At 44.4% G+C, this 16,054-nt stretch carries 15 protein-coding genes; 8 read left to right on the top strand and 7 right to left on the bottom strand.

The features are described 5' to 3' along the window. The coding region (locus B4033_RS13635; protein ID WP_414631405.1) for a hypothetical protein at positions 1-128 on the top strand (128 nt) is incomplete at its 5' end. Between the two features lie 48 nt (positions 129-176). Here B4033_RS13635 and B4033_RS07550 read toward each other — a convergent pair. Together B4033_RS07550 and B4033_RS07545 are read right to left on the bottom strand one after the other, a co-directional pair. Then, on the bottom strand, positions 177-914 hold the full coding sequence (locus B4033_RS07550; RefSeq protein WP_286832947.1) for a putative porin: 738 nt from the start codon (positions 912-914) through the stop codon (positions 177-179). A 159-nt stretch (positions 915-1,073) separates the two neighbouring features. After that, entirely contained in the window at positions 1,074-1,853 is a 780-nt protein-coding gene (locus B4033_RS07545) for a putative porin (protein WP_005220585.1), read from the bottom strand. Between the two features lie 488 nt (positions 1,854-2,341). Here B4033_RS07545 and prfB point away from each other — a divergent pair. The 5 genes from prfB to B4033_RS07520 all read left to right on the top strand — a co-directional run bounded on the left by prfB (position 2,342) and on the right by B4033_RS07520 (position 7,330). Then, positions 2,342-3,437 (top strand): peptide chain release factor 2 gene (gene prfB, locus B4033_RS07540; RefSeq protein ID WP_099046667.1). Its coding sequence is split into 2 segments (ribosomal slippage): positions 2,342-2,413 and positions 2,415-3,437, totalling 1,095 coding nucleotides; the frame shifts between segments, so codons are not numbered across the junction. 146 nt (positions 3,438-3,583) lie between these two features. Then, on the top strand, positions 3,584-3,883 hold the full coding sequence (locus B4033_RS07535; protein WP_005180779.1) for an ArsR/SmtB family transcription factor: 300 nt from the start codon (positions 3,584-3,586) through the stop codon (positions 3,881-3,883). Between the two features lie 25 nt (positions 3,884-3,908). Further along, on the top strand, positions 3,909-4,994 hold the full coding sequence (locus B4033_RS07530) for an alkene reductase (RefSeq protein WP_286832942.1): 1,086 nt from the start codon (positions 3,909-3,911) through the stop codon (positions 4,992-4,994). A gap of 80 nt (positions 4,995-5,074) precedes the next feature. Then, positions 5,075-6,355: a 3-deoxy-D-manno-octulosonic acid transferase gene (locus B4033_RS07525; RefSeq protein ID WP_286832941.1), complete on the top strand. Its 1,281-nt coding sequence runs from the start codon at positions 5,075-5,077 to the stop codon at positions 6,353-6,355. Between the two features lie 261 nt (positions 6,356-6,616). Then, positions 6,617-7,330 carry a 16S rRNA (uracil(1498)-N(3))-methyltransferase gene (locus B4033_RS07520; RefSeq protein WP_048882188.1) on the top strand — a complete coding sequence of 238 codons (714 nt, stop codon included), beginning with the start codon at positions 6,617-6,619 and terminating at the stop codon, positions 7,328-7,330. On the opposite strand, the gene B4033_RS07515 is transcribed toward B4033_RS07520, so the two are convergent. After that, positions 7,304-8,284: a mechanosensitive ion channel family protein gene (locus tag B4033_RS07515; protein WP_048882189.1), complete on the bottom strand. Its 981-nt coding sequence runs from the start codon at positions 8,282-8,284 to the stop codon at positions 7,304-7,306. The two genes, B4033_RS07520 and B4033_RS07515, sit on opposite strands and share 27 nt — an antisense overlap. Positions 8,285-8,390: 106 nt before the next feature. Beyond that, on the bottom strand, positions 8,391-9,014 hold the full coding sequence (locus tag B4033_RS07510; protein WP_286832938.1) for a DUF805 domain-containing protein: 624 nt from the start codon (positions 9,012-9,014) through the stop codon (positions 8,391-8,393). A 252-nt stretch (positions 9,015-9,266) separates the two neighbouring features. On the opposite strand from B4033_RS07510, the gene acs reads away from it, so the two are divergent. Then, a complete protein-coding gene (gene acs / locus B4033_RS07505; protein WP_076752903.1) occupies positions 9,267-11,210 on the top strand; it encodes an acetate--CoA ligase in 1,944 nt (647 codons plus the stop codon). Between the two features lie 146 nt (positions 11,211-11,356). Beyond that, positions 11,357-12,538 (top strand): acyl-CoA dehydrogenase family protein, encoded by a 1,182-nt coding sequence (locus B4033_RS07500; protein WP_286832937.1) that lies wholly within the window; start codon positions 11,357-11,359, stop codon positions 12,536-12,538. A 54-nt stretch (positions 12,539-12,592) separates the two neighbouring features. Here the strand turns inward: B4033_RS07500 and phrB are convergent, their stop codons facing one another. The 3 genes from phrB to sfnG all read right to left on the bottom strand — a co-directional run bounded on the left by phrB (position 12,593) and on the right by sfnG (position 16,019). Continuing rightward, positions 12,593-14,008: a deoxyribodipyrimidine photo-lyase gene (gene phrB / locus B4033_RS07495; protein ID WP_286832935.1), complete on the bottom strand. Its 1,416-nt coding sequence runs from the start codon at positions 14,006-14,008 to the stop codon at positions 12,593-12,595. Positions 14,009-14,125: 117 nt separating this feature from the next. Continuing rightward, positions 14,126-14,746 (bottom strand): riboflavin synthase subunit alpha, encoded by a 621-nt coding sequence (locus tag B4033_RS07490; protein WP_286832934.1) that lies wholly within the window; start codon positions 14,744-14,746, stop codon positions 14,126-14,128. Positions 14,747-14,906: 160 nt separating this feature from the next. Continuing rightward, positions 14,907-16,019, bottom strand: a complete 1,113-nt coding sequence (sfnG, locus tag B4033_RS07485; protein WP_286832933.1) for a dimethylsulfone monooxygenase SfnG — start codon at positions 16,017-16,019, stop codon at positions 14,907-14,909. Positions 16,020-16,054: the final 35 nt, after the last annotated feature.

The following is a 16,054-nucleotide window of genomic DNA, read 5'->3' as shown; positions in this document are numbered from 1 at the left end:
TTAATGCAGCCAGTAAATATCAGTTCGATCCAATGCAGGACAGTGTACGTCTGGTTTATGAACTGGACAAAAATATCTTTAATGGCAATGTCAGTTTGCAGATGCGGATTGCACATCTGGAACAGTAAATAAAAAACCGCTCAAAAGAGCGGTTTTTTATACTCTGTAATATTTAATTAGAAGCGATAGGTACCACGTACACCGAAGATGTCGGCACTGTCACCAAAAGTAATACCACCTTCTAAACTAAATTGCTGAGAAAAGAATTTTTTAGCACGTATACTAAATACGTCAGTACCTTCTAAGTCAGAATCAGTATATCCAATACCTACACTAAAGGTTTTATCTAGATATAAATCAGCTCCCAGATTATACGCATCGATGTCACCGAAACTCGCACCAGCTTCAAAATTCATATCATAAGTTCCAACTTGAGTTACATATTTCGCACGTAACGTTGGATCAATTTCATCATCTGCATCATCTTCAGAAATGCCGATAAGTCCTAAAGCAACTAATAAACCAGGAACTGGTAAGTAGCCTGCTTCAGCGCTATAACTGGTTAAATCCCCAAAATCATTATCAAAATGAGAAAGACTACCACTCAAGTAAAAATCTGAATTTGGAACAAAGTATTCAATACCTGCTTGAATCCCAAAAATCTCTGAGTCATCTACATAACTTAAAGCACCATTTATATTGCTCGCGCGATTTAAGAATGCAGCTTCGTTTAAAGGGTAATTTTTGATTTGAACTGGGCTGAAGTAATGAGTGCCATCAATCGAAAAACCTACATCTGAACCACCTTGGTCGCGGTCTAGGATCTCAATAGTGCCACCTACTTCAGCCTGATAAGCATGGCTCAAACCAAATGTGCCCAGCAGGGCAGTTACAAGTACAATTTTTTTTAACATGTAAAAGTCTCGGTTGTTATTGATAAAACTTGAAATTTTATACTTGTAACAAATTGTATGTTTTTTATTCTTATGGTCAAGACCATTGGTCTTATTTTGGTGCATTAAAAAAGCCCCTCCGAAGAAGGGCTTTTTTATTAAAACTATGTCTAACTTAAATTAGAAGCGGTATTTTGCAGCTACACCAAATTTGTTGTAGTCATTATTACCTGCTTCACCAAAGCCTACACGGCCTTCAAGGCTAACTTGCTGGTTGATGAATTTACGTGCACTCACACCAAATTCACTACGGTCGATAACGTCATTGTTCTGATAGTCAGCACCAACGCTTAAAGTTTTATCGATAAAGTAGTCAGCTTTCAGGTTGTACTCATCAAGATCACCAAAAGCGGCACCAGCTTCAAGGTTAATGTCTTTACCGTTGCTTAAGGTAGTCACATATTTTGCACGAAGTGTTGGATCTACACCGTCATCACGGTCGTTATCCCATCCTTTCACACCGGCAGCAATCAATAAGCCTGGTGCTGGAAGGTAACCCACTTCTGCAGCATAAGTCGTCAGGTCATTATCGAAGTCATCATTGTCTTGCAAGTCATGACCACTCACCTTACCACCTAGATAGAAGTCTGAATTCGGTACAAAGTATTCTGCACCGACACCGTAACGATGTGCTTCAGCATCACCAATTTCATCATATTGGTATTCAGCTTTCACATTACTTGCACGATCAAGGAAAGCAGCTTCGGCTAATGGTGAATTACGCGTTTGTACAGGATTAAAGTAGTAAGTGCCATCTACACCGAAAGAGCCGCTTGAACTACCGTTGTCCGGATCTGTTAAGCCTGCTGATGCACCAATTTCTGCTTGATAAGCATGTGCTGCGGTACCCGTAAAAGCTACGGCTGAAATTAGTGCTGAAGCGATTGCTAATTTTTTCATGCGGATACTCCCCTCTGAAATTTTGGCTGGGATTTAATACATTTTTTGTTACAGTTTCAGTCTAGCCCAAATCGACAGATCGTCAATCAAGGGAAAGTTACATTAATGTCAATTCAGTAATTTTGTGTAATTTTATGATTTTAATTCATTGAAATATAAATAAAAAAAACAATGTTTTGTTTTATTAAAACTATGTAAAGATTGTGAATTTTAGAGATTTTGATTAATAAATAATCAGAAAATTTATGATTAAAAAGACTGGTTGAGTTTTAAAAAATTAGAAGTTTTTCGTTAATAAAATTCATTTTGAATGCATTTTCTCTCTATATGAAGATCAATCAACACTGCTAAATTGATTGAGTTGAATTATTGAAATAAATATTTATGGCAGGCAGAAATCATACAGATGTCCTGTTCAAACTGCGGGAAAGGACTGTGATATAATTGCCTGCTAAAAATTTATGCCTTATTGATTGAGAGAAATTCACGTGGAAATTAATCCTTATCTACTCCAGCTAAAAGACTTGAACGAACGTGGTCAAACACTACGGGGGTATCTTTGACTACGATCTGAAAAAAGAGCGTTTGGAAGAGGTTCTCCGTGAATTAGAAGATCCAGCCATCTGGAATGATCAGAACCGTGCGCAGGCTATGGCCAAAGAAAAAGGCGAGCTTGAGAATGTACTGAATGTACTGGATGGTCTGGCGAATCAGCTTGAAGATGCACAAGCCATGCTTGATCTGGCTGTAGAAGCCGATGAAGAAGCCATGCTTGAAGATGTTCAGGCAGAATTAACAACAGCAGAAGAAGAGCTGGCAAAGCTTGAATTCCGTCGTATGTTCAGTAATCCAATGGATCCAAATCCATGCTATGTGGAAATTCAGGCAGGTTCAGGTGGTACAGAAGCACAAGACTGGGCATCGATGCTGCTGCGTATGTACATGCGCTGGATTGAACGTCATGGTTTTAAAGCAGAAGTGATGGAAGAGTCTGACGGTGATGTAGCCGGGATCAAGTCTGCTACGATCCGTGTAGAAGGTGAGTATGCCTATGGCTGGTTACGTACCGAATCAGGTGTACACCGTCTAGTACGTAAATCACCATTTGACTCGGGTAACCGCCGTCATACCTCATTCTCTGCAGTGTTTGTATCGCCTGAAGTAGATGACAATATTGAGATTGAAATCAATCCTTCAGATGTTCGTACAGATACTTACCGTGCCTCGGGTGCCGGTGGTCAGCACATTAACAAAACTGACTCTGCGGTACGTCTGACTCATATTCCAACCGGTATTGTGGTGGCCTGTCAGAACCAGCGTTCACAACATGCCAACCGTGACCATGCCTGGAAACAGTTACGTGCAAAACTCTATGAACTGGAAATGAGCAAACGTAATGAAGCGGCTCAAGCATTAGAAGACTCGAAGTCTGACATTGGTTGGGGTAGCCAGATCCGTTCTTATGTACTGGATGACTCACGTATCAAAGACTTACGTACTGGTGTTGAAAATTCAAATACAGGTGCAGTTCTGGATGGTGATCTGGATAAATTTATTGAAGCAAGCTTAAAACAAGGCCTGTAAACAGACCTTTTAACTCTCTGCGTAGCAAAGCAGATACAGTTTGTGACTCTTATATCTAAAATATTCGATATATAAATCGAAAAAATACGATATACTGGGATAAATGCTGCAATCAGCTTTGTTGCGCACGACTATGTGATGTGACTATGGACTTTGATCTGATCTTTAAAGCACTGGCAAATCCCACACGCCGGCAAATTCTGGAATGGTTAAAAACACCAGAGCAGTTTCTGTCTGCCGAAGAATGTGGCGGCTTTCAGCGTGGTGTTTGTGCGGGCCAGATTGAAAAATTAGGGCAAGTTTCGCAGTCCACCATGTCCAATCATTTGTCCGTGTTACAGCAGGCGGGATTAATTACCGCCACTAAACATGGGCAATGGTCATATTTCTCCCGCAACGAAGCTTTGATTCAGCAGTACATCGAACATCTACAACAACACCTCTAAAACATATCTGGAGGTCGGAGTCAGTATGGCTGAATTAAATACCCCCCTGAAACTGGGTGCGCTTGAATTAAAAAACCGTGTCATTATGGCGCCTTTAACCCGTAGTCGTGCAACTGATGAGCGTGTCCCAACCACGATGATGGCTGAGTACTATGCCCAACGTGCAAGTGCAGGCCTGATCATTTCTGAAGCGACTGTCATTTCTGAAGAAGCCAATGGTTACCGCAATACACCTGGGCTATTTACAGATGCACAGGTCGAAGGCTGGAAACTGGTAACCAATGCTGTACATGAGAAGGGTGGTTTAATCGTTGCCCAACTATGGCATGTGGGGCGTGTTTCTGATCCAGAGCTGTTAAATGGTGAAACACCGGTATCGGCGAGTTCAGTACAACAGGCCGGTCACGTCAGCCTGTTACGTCCTAAGCGCCCTTATGTTCTTCCACGTCCGCTGGAAATCTCAGAAATTCATGCCATTACCGAGCAATACAAGCAAGCTGCGATTCGTGCCAAAGACGCCGGTTTTGACGGTGTTGAATTACATGCTGCCAATGGTTATCTGATTGATCAGTTCCTGCAAAGCAAAACCAATCAGCGTGAAGATGAATACGGCGGTTCAGTCGAAAACCGTACACGTTTCCTGCTAGAAGCAACTGATGCACTGATTGAAGTATGGGGTGCGGATCGTGTAGGGGTGCATTTTGCGCCGCGTGGTGATGACCATGACATGGGTGATGATGATCCACGTGAAACATTTGGTTATGCGATGGAGCAGCTGGGCAAACGTCAAATCGCGTTTTTCTTTACCCGTGAATATCTGGCTGAAGACAGCATTTCTGAATATATGAAACAGCGTTCAGGTGGCGTGCCGTATATTGCCAATATGCAACTGAGTCGTGAAGATGCGATTGAGCTGTTGGCAGCTGAAAAGGCAGATGCGGTCTCTTTTGGTAAGGCCTATATTGCCAATCCGGACCTATACGAGCGTCTGTTGCAAGATGCACCGCTGAACGAGCTAAAACTGGAAAATATGATCGGCAGTCAGGCGGCTGAGGGTTATATTGATTACCCGACTTTGGCAGAAGTAAAAGTTTTAAGCACAATAGAATAATCTGAAAATGAGCCACATCGGTTAACATGTCGATGTGGCTCTGTTATATTTTGCCGATTCACTCAATTTCGGGGCAACATTTGGCTACTCCTTTTTGGTACAACGCGGCACTGACACTGATCAAGCCTTTATATCAGTCACGTATTCGCAAGCGTGCGGAAAGTCCTGAACAACTACAACAGGAATTGCTTGAGCGTTTTGGTCCGTTTCAGACCCCCAAAAACAAACATGCCATCTGGTTTCATGTGGTTTCGGTTGGAGAGACCAATGCAGCACAGCCACTGATTGAATATTATTTAAAATCAGGCCATCCGGTGCTGGTGACCAATACCACTAAAACAGGTCAGGCACGCGCCAAATCTCTTTTTCTTAAAGAACCCTATTTAAATTTATTTCAGGCCGTTTATTTGCCTGCCGATCAAAAACATCTGATTCGGGATTTTTATCAGAAATATCAGCCGAAATTATTGCTATTAATGGAAACTGAGCTCTGGCCAAATCTCATTGATCAGGCAAAGAATTATAAGGTGCCCTGTCTGTTACTGAATGCCCGTCTTTCAGAAAAATCAGCTCAAGGTTATGCCAAGGTCAAAGGGCTAACCCGTGGCATGCTGAACGCAATGCAGCAGCTATTGGCTCAGGATCTTGCAACCCAACAACGTTATATTGATTTAGGCATCGAAACTAAAAAAACCCAGATTTTAGGTAATATCAAGTTTGATATTACGGCACCGCAGCAATTTATTGATCATGCGGCTCAATTGAAACAGGAATGGTCTTTGCAAGGCCGTAAGATCATTACTCTCGCCAGTACGCATGCGCCTGAAGAACAGCAATTGATGGCTGAACTTAAATCTGCACTGGATGCAGATCCAGCATTAGTTTGTATCGTAGTGCCACGCCATCCGGAACGTTTTGATGAGGTGTTCCAGGCTGCACAGTCCTTAGGTTTAAGAACCCAGCGCCGTAGTGTGGGGCAACGTATCGAAGAAGATACTCAGGTTTATCTGGCAGATTCCATGGGCGAGATGTGGCTCTGGTATGCCTTGAGCCAAGCCTGTTATGTTGGTGGCTCTTTGAATGAACCAGGTGGTGGACATAATATTCTGGAGCCGATCGCACTAAATGTGCCTACGATTCTGGGTAAGAATTATTTTAACTTCCAGACTATTGTCGATGAGTTTGTTGAAGCTCAAGCTGTAGAAGTGGTAGAGAATGTTCAGCAGGCAGCTACAACTTTGCTGAAGATTCTAAATAATTCATCCAAGGCAGAAAGTTTAAATACCGCAGCACAAAAGATTATGCAGCAGAATCAGGGTTCGCTTGCCAAGCATATTGCAGTAATAGATCAGTATTTGTAAAACTGCACCACACTCGCATATATCGGTTTACTACTAAAAGTTTAATTGTAGAGATGACCTACTTTTCAGAGATGAAAAGTAGCAAAAATCTTTTGTTTGATTGAGGATACATCCATGTACCCTAATCAAACGGGTGACATCCATGTCACCTGTCACGAATGCCAATGGCGAGTTGTTATTCCTATATGACTCATTGTTGTGCTGATGATTGTCGTGCAGACAATGCGTTACTGAATTAAATCTTTTGATTGGTTTTTAGTTATGAACATCGTCCTACTTGATCCTCGTCAAACCCAATCTGAGATTTGGACGATCAGTGCCAAACGCCAATTGGAACATTTGCAGACACATTTGGACATTCAAGTCGGTGATACGCTAAAAGTGGGTATCCGTGAAGGGAAACGGTATCTCACAGAAATTATCGAAATTACAGAAAAAATAGTTCGTCTGAAACCCTTAAAAGAAGAAGCTGTGCCTGCGAAGTTGCCAGTGACGATGATTGTGGCTTTACCACGTCCAAAGGTACTGCGTCGTCTGATAATGGATGCGGTGACACTTGGGGTGGAGAAGATCATTCTGCTGCATAGCTATCGGGTTGATAAAAGCTATTGGCAAACTCCATTTTTACAACAGTTAGATCATTATATAGAGCTGGGACTGGAACAGGCCGGGGATACGATTGCGCCGAAAATTGAACTCTATAAACGTTTTAAGCCCTTTGTAGAAGATGTACTACCGACCTTGATTAGTACAGATTGCCCGGGTTATGTGGCGCATCCTTATGCTGAAAGCAAAATGCCTTTTGCAATTGAGCATCGGTGTACGGTGGTGATTGGACCAGAAGGCGGTTTTATTCCTTATGAAATAGATCTACTTATAAAAAACGGTTGCCAAGCTGTGAGCCTTGGCAACCGTATTATCCGTACTGAAACAGTAATCCCTTATGTCTTAGGTCGACTGTTTAGCACGGCCTGAAGCATCTTCAATATTTTCACCACGGTACACTTTTACTTCTTGTACAGGGTAAGGAATTGAAATGCCATGTTCCGCGAAGGCTTCAATCACATGTTCCTGAACGGTACTGATTGAATTACCTGTCGAATTTTCCTGGGTATCGACCCACCAGGTTACTGTCAGATTAATCGAGAAGTCAGCCAGTTGAGTCACATTGACATTAAAAGCAGGCTGGCTGAGGATCAACTGATCCTTGTCCAGAATTGCCATAATGATACTCTTGGCTTTCTGCACATCATCTTCATAGCCAATTCCAACCACAAACTGACAGCGGCGGCGCGGATAAGCCGTATTTACCGTCACGGCACTGGTATATACCGTTGCATTTGGAATCACAATACGGCGGCCATCGGGTGAGCGCAGGAAAGTTGCACGGATCTGGATATCTTCTACCGTACCCTCCATGCCTGAGACAATAATGTCATCGCCAATTTTAAACGGTTCACCGAGCAGAATTAGCACGCCGGACAACAGGTTCTGGAAAATATCCTTGAAGGCGAAACCGATCGCCACCGAACCAATCCCCAAGGCACTCATCAGCTGCCCGGGTGTAAAGCCTGGAATGGCAATGACCATGGCAATCAGGAAGCCAATAAAAAGAATTGCAGATGTACCGACACGGTTAAGTACCAATACCAGGTTCTGTTTACTGTAACTCCGTTCACCAATCGCTTTACGTACAAAAAACTTGAACAGTTTCGAAAGTAGGTAAAAGATACTGAAAACTACCAGTGCGATACAGATATAAGGCAGGCGCTCCCAAAACGCCTCAATAAATTTATCGACGGTTGAATACGCATCATTATATTTAGCCGTGTGCTCAATGACGGTCTGAGCAGTTTTTTCAGTTGCTTGATGCAACAGCTCAGTGGTCTCTTCAGTCACTTGGCTTAGAGCATTGTCTTTTTCAGCCACGAGTATCCCGATTATAAAAAAATCGCATTATTTTGCCTGATTTTTACATTGAACTTAATAGAAAGTTGCATAGCCCTTGCAGGTGGTAGCAAAATTTAACATAAGCTTAAAAATATTCTGTCCCTTGCTGGATCACTTCCTGTGGGCTTTCCAGCTCACCACTTCCCATCATAAAGGATACCATGCTGCTAGCAGCAAATAGACTTAACACGGTCAATAGAATCATCAGCCAGGCCAGAATTTTTTCCCAGACTGCAGTTGGTCGCGGTGCACCAAAGCGGTTATGTCGTGCTGTGCCTTTTGCCAGTAGCAGATAGAAAATAAATAAAATATTAACCACCGGCACTAGCATCAGCAGCATCAGCCAGCCAGATTTATTCAGGTCATGCAGGCGGCGTGCCACTACCACAATATAGAAATACAGATAGAACACAACCAACAGCAGATAGCCCAAGCCAGCCAGACCAGTCAGCGCATCAACAAACTGCCAATTATCCAGAGACAAGGTGGTCAGGCTGAAAATACCACTGACCAGACTGAGGGCAATCGAAGCAAAGAAAAAAATGATATGCAGGAAAGCGTACCAGCCAATAAAGCTGAGCCGGCCAAAGCGCCCTTCAAGAGATAGCGGATTATCATTGGAAGGTGCCGGAGAGCGGGAGAAGAATGGCGAAGTATCTTTAGAGTTCATGGGCTGAGCCAGTTCAAGTAATTGAAAACAGGCAAACATGTTTGCCTGTAAGGAAGTATAAAAATTCAACACCATTATAAGATTAAACGGAATGGTGAGATACGAAAACTAGACAGGAATGTATTGGATTCACCTGTAAACCTATGTTTTAAATGAATTGATCAGAATACGACCAAAGCATGATTGTCCAATTTGAGATAAGCCGTTCATACTGAGCTATGCATAAAAAACAATCAATAACGTGGCATCAACCTCTCGTGATGAGAGGGAATAAGATCAAGGAAGTAAATAATGAAAGAGATCTATCCTGTACCAGCAGAATTTAAAAAAACCGCACGGACCACCGAGGCTGAATATTTCGAACGCTATCAGCGCTCTATTGAAGAACCGGATGAATTTTGGGCCGAGCAAGCCCAGCGCCTTGACTGGATCAAGCCATTTACCAAAGTTAAAGATACCAGCTTCGACAAAGATAATTTCAAGATCGAATGGTTTGCTGATGGCCAGCTGAATGTCAGTGCCAACTGTCTGGACCGCCATCTAAAAGAGCATCCTTATAAGCCGGCAATTATCTGGGAAGGCGATCACCCATCCCGTCACAAGATTATCTCTTTTCATGAGCTGTATGATGAAACCTGCCGCTTTGCCAATGTTCTGAAAAAGAATGGCATCAAGAAAGGTGACCGTGTGGTGCTGTACATGCCAATGGTCTCTGAAGCTGCGATTGCCATGCTGGCCTGTGCCCGTATCGGCGCAGTACATTGCGTGGTATTTGGCGGTTTCTCGCCAGACTCGCTGGCTAGCCGTATTGAGGACAGTCAGGCGAAAATGGTCATCACGGCTGACTCCGGTATGCGTGGCGGCAAGCAGATTCCACTGAAAGCCAATGTAGATGAAGCCCTGAAAATTGCTGGTACTGAATCAGTAGAGCATGTCATGGTGGTGCATCGCACGGGTAATCCGATCGAAATGAAAGAAGGTCGGGATCTGTGGTATCACATGGAAATCATGACGGTCAATGAGATCTGCCCACCTGAACCCATGAATGCAGAAGATCCACTGTTTATTCTGTATACATCAGGCTCAACAGGCAAGCCAAAAGGGGTACTGCATACCACCGGTGGTTATCTGACGTATGTGAACTCTAGCTTCCGCGAAGTTTTCGACATCAAGCAGGATGACGTGTTCTGGTGTACCGCTGATGTGGGCTGGATTACGGGTCATTCCTATGTACTGTATGGTCCATTGTCGAATGGTACCACCACAGTCATGTTTGAAGGGGTTCCGCAATATCCAAGCTGGGCACGCACCGGGCATATCGTGGACAAACACAATGTCACTATTCTCTATACCGCACCCACTGCGATTCGCGCCATGATGCGTGAAGGGGATGCCTTTGTCCGTGAAAGTGACCGCAGCAGCCTGCGCCTGCTCGGTTCAGTCGGGGAACCGATTAATCCGGAAGCCTGGAACTGGTACTACAGTGTGGTAGGTGAAAGTCGCTGTCCAATCGTGGATACCTGGTGGCAAACCGAAACCGGTGGTTTCATGATTACCCCATTACCGGGTGCAACCGATCTGAAACCAGGCTCTGCAACCCGGCCATTCTTTGGTGTGCAGCCAGCGATTGTTGATGCTGAAGGCAAAGAGATGGAAGGTGCAGTGGAAGGTAATCTGGTGATCAAGGATTCCTGGCCAGGTCAGATGCGCACCATCTGGGGTGATCCGGAACGCTTTATCGAGGCTTATTTCTCGACTTATCCGGGGACCTATTTCACGGGTGATGGTGCGCGTCGGGATGAAGATGGCTATTACTGGATTACCGGTCGTGTCGATGACGTGCTGAATGTGTCAGGTCATCGTCTGGGAACAGCTGAAATTGAAAGTGCGTTGGTGGCACATGAGTCTGTAGCTGAAGCTGCAGTCGTGGGTATGCCGCATGATATTAAAGGTCAGGGTATCTGTGCTTTCGTGACTCTGCAGGCAGGAACCGAGAGTACGGAAGAACTGCGTGCTGAACTGGTGGCCTGGGTGCGCAAGATTCTTGGACCAGTCGCGACGCCAGATGCACTGCACTGGGCGCCGGCATTACCGAAAACCCGCTCTGGTAAAATCATGCGCCGTATCTTGAGAAAAATTGCAGCGAATGAACTGGATAGCTTAGGTGATACTTCAACTTTAGCCGAACCACAGGTGGTGGATAACCTGATTGCCGAAGTGCAAAGAACCGCTTAAATTTTTATAAAATCAAGAGAATACCGGCTTTCTTTAGCCGGTATTTTTATATCACTGATAAGCTCTGCATGCTTTCGGATATGGGCTCCGAGTTTGATCTGTTAAGCTTCTGGCATGCTGTAGATAGCTAAAATGAGTACAAAAGAATGAATGTGCGACAACAATACCTGAATCAATCTCCGCTTGATATTGCTCAGTCTCTGGCAGATCAATTTGCCTTGAGCGCAGCTGAACGTGATAAACAGGGTGGCAATCCCAAGCAGCAACGCGACCTGATTCGTGACAGTGGCTTGCTGGGGTTGTCTATTCCAAAGCAATATGGCGGGCAGGGTGCAGACTGGCAGACAATTTTTCAGACCATTCAGGCAATTGCACGCGTAGACAGTTCACTGGCACATGTTTATGGCTTTCATCATTTACTGATTGCGACGGTACAGCTGTTCTCACAGCCGGAACAATATGGCTTATGGTTTGAACAGACTGCACGTAAAAACCTATTCTGGGGCAATACCTTAAACCCGCTGGATCGCCGTACGAAAGTTAGTAAAACTTCTGACCGAGAATATATTTTCCATGGAGACAAGAGCTTCTGTTCCGGTTCAATCGACTCAGACATCCTGCTCTGTTCAGGTTATAACGAAGAGGGCCAACTACTGATTGGCGTAATTCCAACCCAGCGTGAAGGCGTCAGCTTCCTGGGTGACTGGAACAATATGGGCCAGCGTCAAACCGACAGTGGGACCAGTCATTTTGAACAGGTGAAAATTCATAAAGATGAGCTGTTATTGAATCCAGGGCCATTGAGTACACCATATTCCAGCCTGCGTCCATTGATTGCCCAGCTGATTTTTGTGCATATGTTCCTCGGTGTAGCGGAAGGGACCTTTGAAGTAGCCAAGCAGACTGTACAAAGTCAGAAAGCCTGGTCGAAATCACTGGTTGAAAACGCAGTCAATGATCCCTTTACCCAGAAGCATTTTGCCGATTTTTATGTACAGCTAGAAGGTGTACGTCTATTGGCAAATAAAGCCATTCAGACTTTGCAAAAGGCTTGGAATGTTGGCCCTGATCTAACAGTTGAAGAGCGTGGTGAAGTATCTATTGCCATTGCCACCGCAAAAATTGCCGCAACCAATACTTCACTGTATATTACCCAGAATATTTTCCAGGTCATGGGCGCACGAGCAACGACAGCCAAGCTAAATCTGGACCGTTTCTGGCGCAATGTACGCACTCAGACCCTGCATGATCCGGTGGATTATAAATATCAGGAAGTAGGTGAATGGGTACTGACGGGTAAAGTGCCTGATCCAAGTTTTTATTCTTGATTCATCTTTTAAAAAGCCTCCATTTGGAGGCTTTTTATTGGTTAGTATTTTGACTTAAATTTGTTTAAATACTTCAATTGCCCGGACGCGGGACTGTTTTAAATCGACAATCGGTTTTGGATAATCCAGCCCTAAATCTGGATTTTTGGCATAAGGTTCATGAATGGTTTTAGCATCCAGATGTGCCAGTTCTGGAACCCATTCACGGATATAGTCGCCGTTGGGATCGAAACGCTGTGACTGATTCACCGGATTAAAAATCCGGAAATAAGGTGCTGCATCCATGCCGGTCGAGGCACACCATTGCCAGCCGCCATTGTTAGCAGCTAGGTCACCATCAATCAGATGTTGCATAAACCAGGCTTCGCCCAGCCGCCAGTCGATCAACAGGTTTTTGCTCAGAAACATTGCAGTAATCATACGTACCCGGTTATGCATCCAGCCCGTTGCCAGCAGCTGGCGCATACCAGCATCAACAATCGGAATCCCCGTCCGGCCTTGCTGCCAGGCAGCTAAATCTTCTGGAGCATCACGCCATTCTATCGCCTTGGTATTTTCCTTAAATGGCTGATGTCTGGACACTTTAGGAAAATCGTGCAGGGTATGCTGGTAAAATTCACGCCAGAGCAGTTCATCCAGCCAGGTCTGCTGACCGACATCTTCAAGCTGGAAATAACCTTGAGAAGAGGTGAATAAAGCCTGCACACACTCCCGGATTGAAAGAATACCGATATTTAAATACGGCGATAACTGGCTGGTACCATCGATCGCTGGAAAATCCCGATCGGTTTTATAATCCTTTAGCCGGTCTGCGATAAATTCATTCAGTAATTCAAAGGCGTGTTTATCTTCAACTGGCCAATACGGGTTGGCTGTCTCTGGCCGATAAGCCTCAGAAAATTTATCCAAATTAAAATTAAACTGAGAAAGATCGAGTTGTAACTTAGGCTGTGCTTCAATATCTGGATAACAGGAAGGCACATCGATAAGCAGCCGTTCATAGCATTTCTTTTTAAATGCACTAAACACCTGATAAGGCTGCTGGCTCTGATTGCGGATCGAACCTAAAGGAAACAGGGTACGATCTTCATAGTATTCACAACTAATCCGATGCTGTTGCAATAATTGCTCGACAGCCTGATCACGCTGCTGCTCATTAAGCCCGGTTTCGATATTGCAGTGCACGGTGCTGATCTGAAATTGCTGGCACAGTGCCAAAAGCTGCTCTGAAATATCTTTCCAGAGTGGAATATTTAAAATTAGAAGAGGGATATTCAATGCTTCTAGCTGCTGTTTCAGGATTTTTAGCCGGCGCAGATAGAAGTCGATCTTGATCGGTGCATCCTGATGCAGTTGCCATTGTTCAGGTGACAGGATGACCAGCGCCAGACATTGCCTGCTTTGTGCTGCATGCCATAAGGCAGCGTGGTCATGAAGGCGTAAGTCGTTCCGGAACCAGATCAGATGCATGACAGTTTTCTAAATCAATAAGATGCCATGCATTTTAGATAATCTGATCAAACAGAAATAGTAGAGAAATATTAACGTGATAGGAGCTGAAGTTTGTCACTATCAGCTCTGAAGGTATTAGCCTTTGGCGAGATGGATATTTTCCAGCGTATCTACCAGAGTTCGGGTCATCTGGTCAATTTCATAATTCACTTCATCACCAACCTGAACAGATTTCCAGGTCGTTAGGCGTAGGGTTTCTGGAATCAGGTCAATCGAAATCTCACTTTTGACACGATCGACACGGTTCACCGTCAGGCTGCAGCCATTCAATCCGATAAAACCTTTTAGGAAAAAGTATTTGATATTGCCAGCTGGAATCTGCAGGTCGATATGCAGGGTTTCACCGCGACGCTCGATCTGGGTGACTTGAGCTGTGCCTTCAATATGCCCGTACAGATTATGACCCCCATTTTCCGTACCGACTTTTGCCGAACGTTCAATATTCACTTCATCACCGACTTTAAGCGATTTTAAGGTGGTGAGTTCAAGCGTGACATTAGAAATATCAAAATGAATCTGTTGCTGTTCGCGGTCAATCGTGGTCACGGTCAGACAAACACCATTTACTGCGACACTGGCACCAATAAACACATCTGCAAAGAAACCTTGCTGATCACTGACAATGATCGTAACAAAGCCATTGCCTTTGCGAATTTCAACGACCTTTTCCAGGCCTTGGACAATACCGGTATACATAGTTAAAACATCTATTCTTGCAATTGCATCACATTGTAGGGAGGAATACAGAATCCGGCTAGCGTTGTACTGTACTGCCTGGTTTTCTGCCCAGATAAAAAAATCCCCTAAGCCGAGCCTTAGGGGAGTGAATGGAAAGCGCTGAGATTTATTGGAATACTTATACGAGCTCAGCTTCTTCTTGAGGCACCGCTGTTGCCTGCTTTGCCTCAAGTTCACGGACCAAAGGCAATACCTTTTGGCCAAAATATTCAATTTCTTCAATAAAGTGCAGGAAGCCAGACAGAATTAGGTCCACACCGACTTTTTTCAGTTCGATGATGCGTTCAGCAATTTGCTGCGGTGTACCAATCAGGTTGGTACGGAAGCCGTCATTGTATTGAACCAGATCTTCAAAAGTAGACTTGGCCCAGTTACCTTCACCTTCTGCGGTTGCTGCACCTGCTTCCCGCGTTGCATCACTAAAAGATTTCACTGCCTGGATATTGGCCTTGGCAATGATTTCCTGCAGTACAGCTTGTGCTTCTTCCTCAGTATCGCGTGCAATAACGAAGGCATTCACACCGATTTTCACTTGGTGATTGTTGGCTTTGGCCTTTTCCCGGATATCATCAATCTGTTTTTTCAGTTCTTCAGGTGTGTTGCCATTGGTGAAGTACCAGTCGGATACACGTGAAGCCATATCGCGTGCAGCGCGGGAGCTGCCTCCCTGGAAAATTTCAATATGCGGTTTTTGTAGCGGTTTTGGACTTAAGGTATAGTCATTAAACTGGTAATACTTGCCATCAAAACTGAAATGATCTTGAGTCCATACACCTTTCAAACTGCGAATAAACTCTTCTGAACGCGCATAGCGCTGGTCATGCTCCGGCCATTCTTCACCAATCGCATCAAACTCACCGCGGAACCAGCCACTTACGACATTAATTGCAATACGGCCATTGGTCAGGTGATCGATGGTTGCCAGCTGTTTAGCAGCCAGCGCAGGTTTCCATGGACCTGGCAGAATCGCAGCGATGACTTTCAAACGTTCAGTCTTTGCCAGAATACCGTGGCTAAAACTGACTGATTCATGCTGGTTTTCTGCATTATAGCCTGCAGTAAAACGGATCTGGGTCAGGGCATAGTCAAAACCAGCCTTTTCCGCTGTCTGTGCCAGACGTACATTATAGTCATAGCTCCAGTCGGTGCGCTGCTCGATGTTACTCACCACCAGACCACCGCTCACATTTGGAACCCAATATGCAAAAGTAATATGTTTGTTATTTGACATTCTTCAGAGGGTGAGAAGAATGTCAAATAACAAAC

Source organism: Acinetobacter sp. UBA3132 (assembly GCF_002364825.1).
Taxonomy (GTDB): domain Bacteria; phylum Pseudomonadota; class Gammaproteobacteria; order Pseudomonadales; family Moraxellaceae; genus Acinetobacter; species Acinetobacter schindleri.
Note: the sequence above shows the minus strand (reverse complement) of the source record. Positions and strands in the feature narration are given on the sequence as shown.

What these genes read in the sequence shown, in the direction of transcription:
- B4033_RS07550 (WP_286832947.1), bottom strand. Translation starts at nt 914, where the DNA reads ATGTTAAAAAAAATTGTACTTGTAACTGCCCTGCTGGGCACATTTGGT.
- B4033_RS07545 (WP_005220585.1), bottom strand. Translation starts at nt 1,853, where the DNA reads ATGAAAAAATTAGCAATCGCTTCAGCACTAATTTCAGCCGTAGCTTTT.
- B4033_RS07535 (WP_005180779.1), top strand. Translation starts at nt 3,584, where the DNA reads ATGGACTTTGATCTGATCTTTAAAGCACTGGCAAATCCCACACGCCGG.
- B4033_RS07530 (WP_286832942.1), top strand. Translation starts at nt 3,909, where the DNA reads ATGGCTGAATTAAATACCCCCCTGAAACTGGGTGCGCTTGAATTAAAA.
- B4033_RS07520 (WP_048882188.1), top strand. Translation starts at nt 6,617, where the DNA reads ATGAACATCGTCCTACTTGATCCTCGTCAAACCCAATCTGAGATTTGG.
- B4033_RS07510 (WP_286832938.1), bottom strand. Translation starts at nt 9,014, where the DNA reads ATGTTTGCCTGTTTTCAATTACTTGAACTGGCTCAGCCCATGAACTCT.
- acs (WP_076752903.1), top strand. Translation starts at nt 9,267, where the DNA reads ATGAAAGAGATCTATCCTGTACCAGCAGAATTTAAAAAAACCGCACGG.
- B4033_RS07500 (WP_286832937.1), top strand. Translation starts at nt 11,357, where the DNA reads ATGAATGTGCGACAACAATACCTGAATCAATCTCCGCTTGATATTGCT.
- phrB (WP_286832935.1), bottom strand. Translation starts at nt 14,008, where the DNA reads ATGCATCTGATCTGGTTCCGGAACGACTTACGCCTTCATGACCACGCT.
- B4033_RS07490 (WP_286832934.1), bottom strand. Translation starts at nt 14,746, where the DNA reads ATGTATACCGGTATTGTCCAAGGCCTGGAAAAGGTCGTTGAAATTCGC.
- sfnG (WP_286832933.1), bottom strand. Translation starts at nt 16,019, where the DNA reads ATGTCAAATAACAAACATATTACTTTTGCATATTGGGTTCCAAATGTG.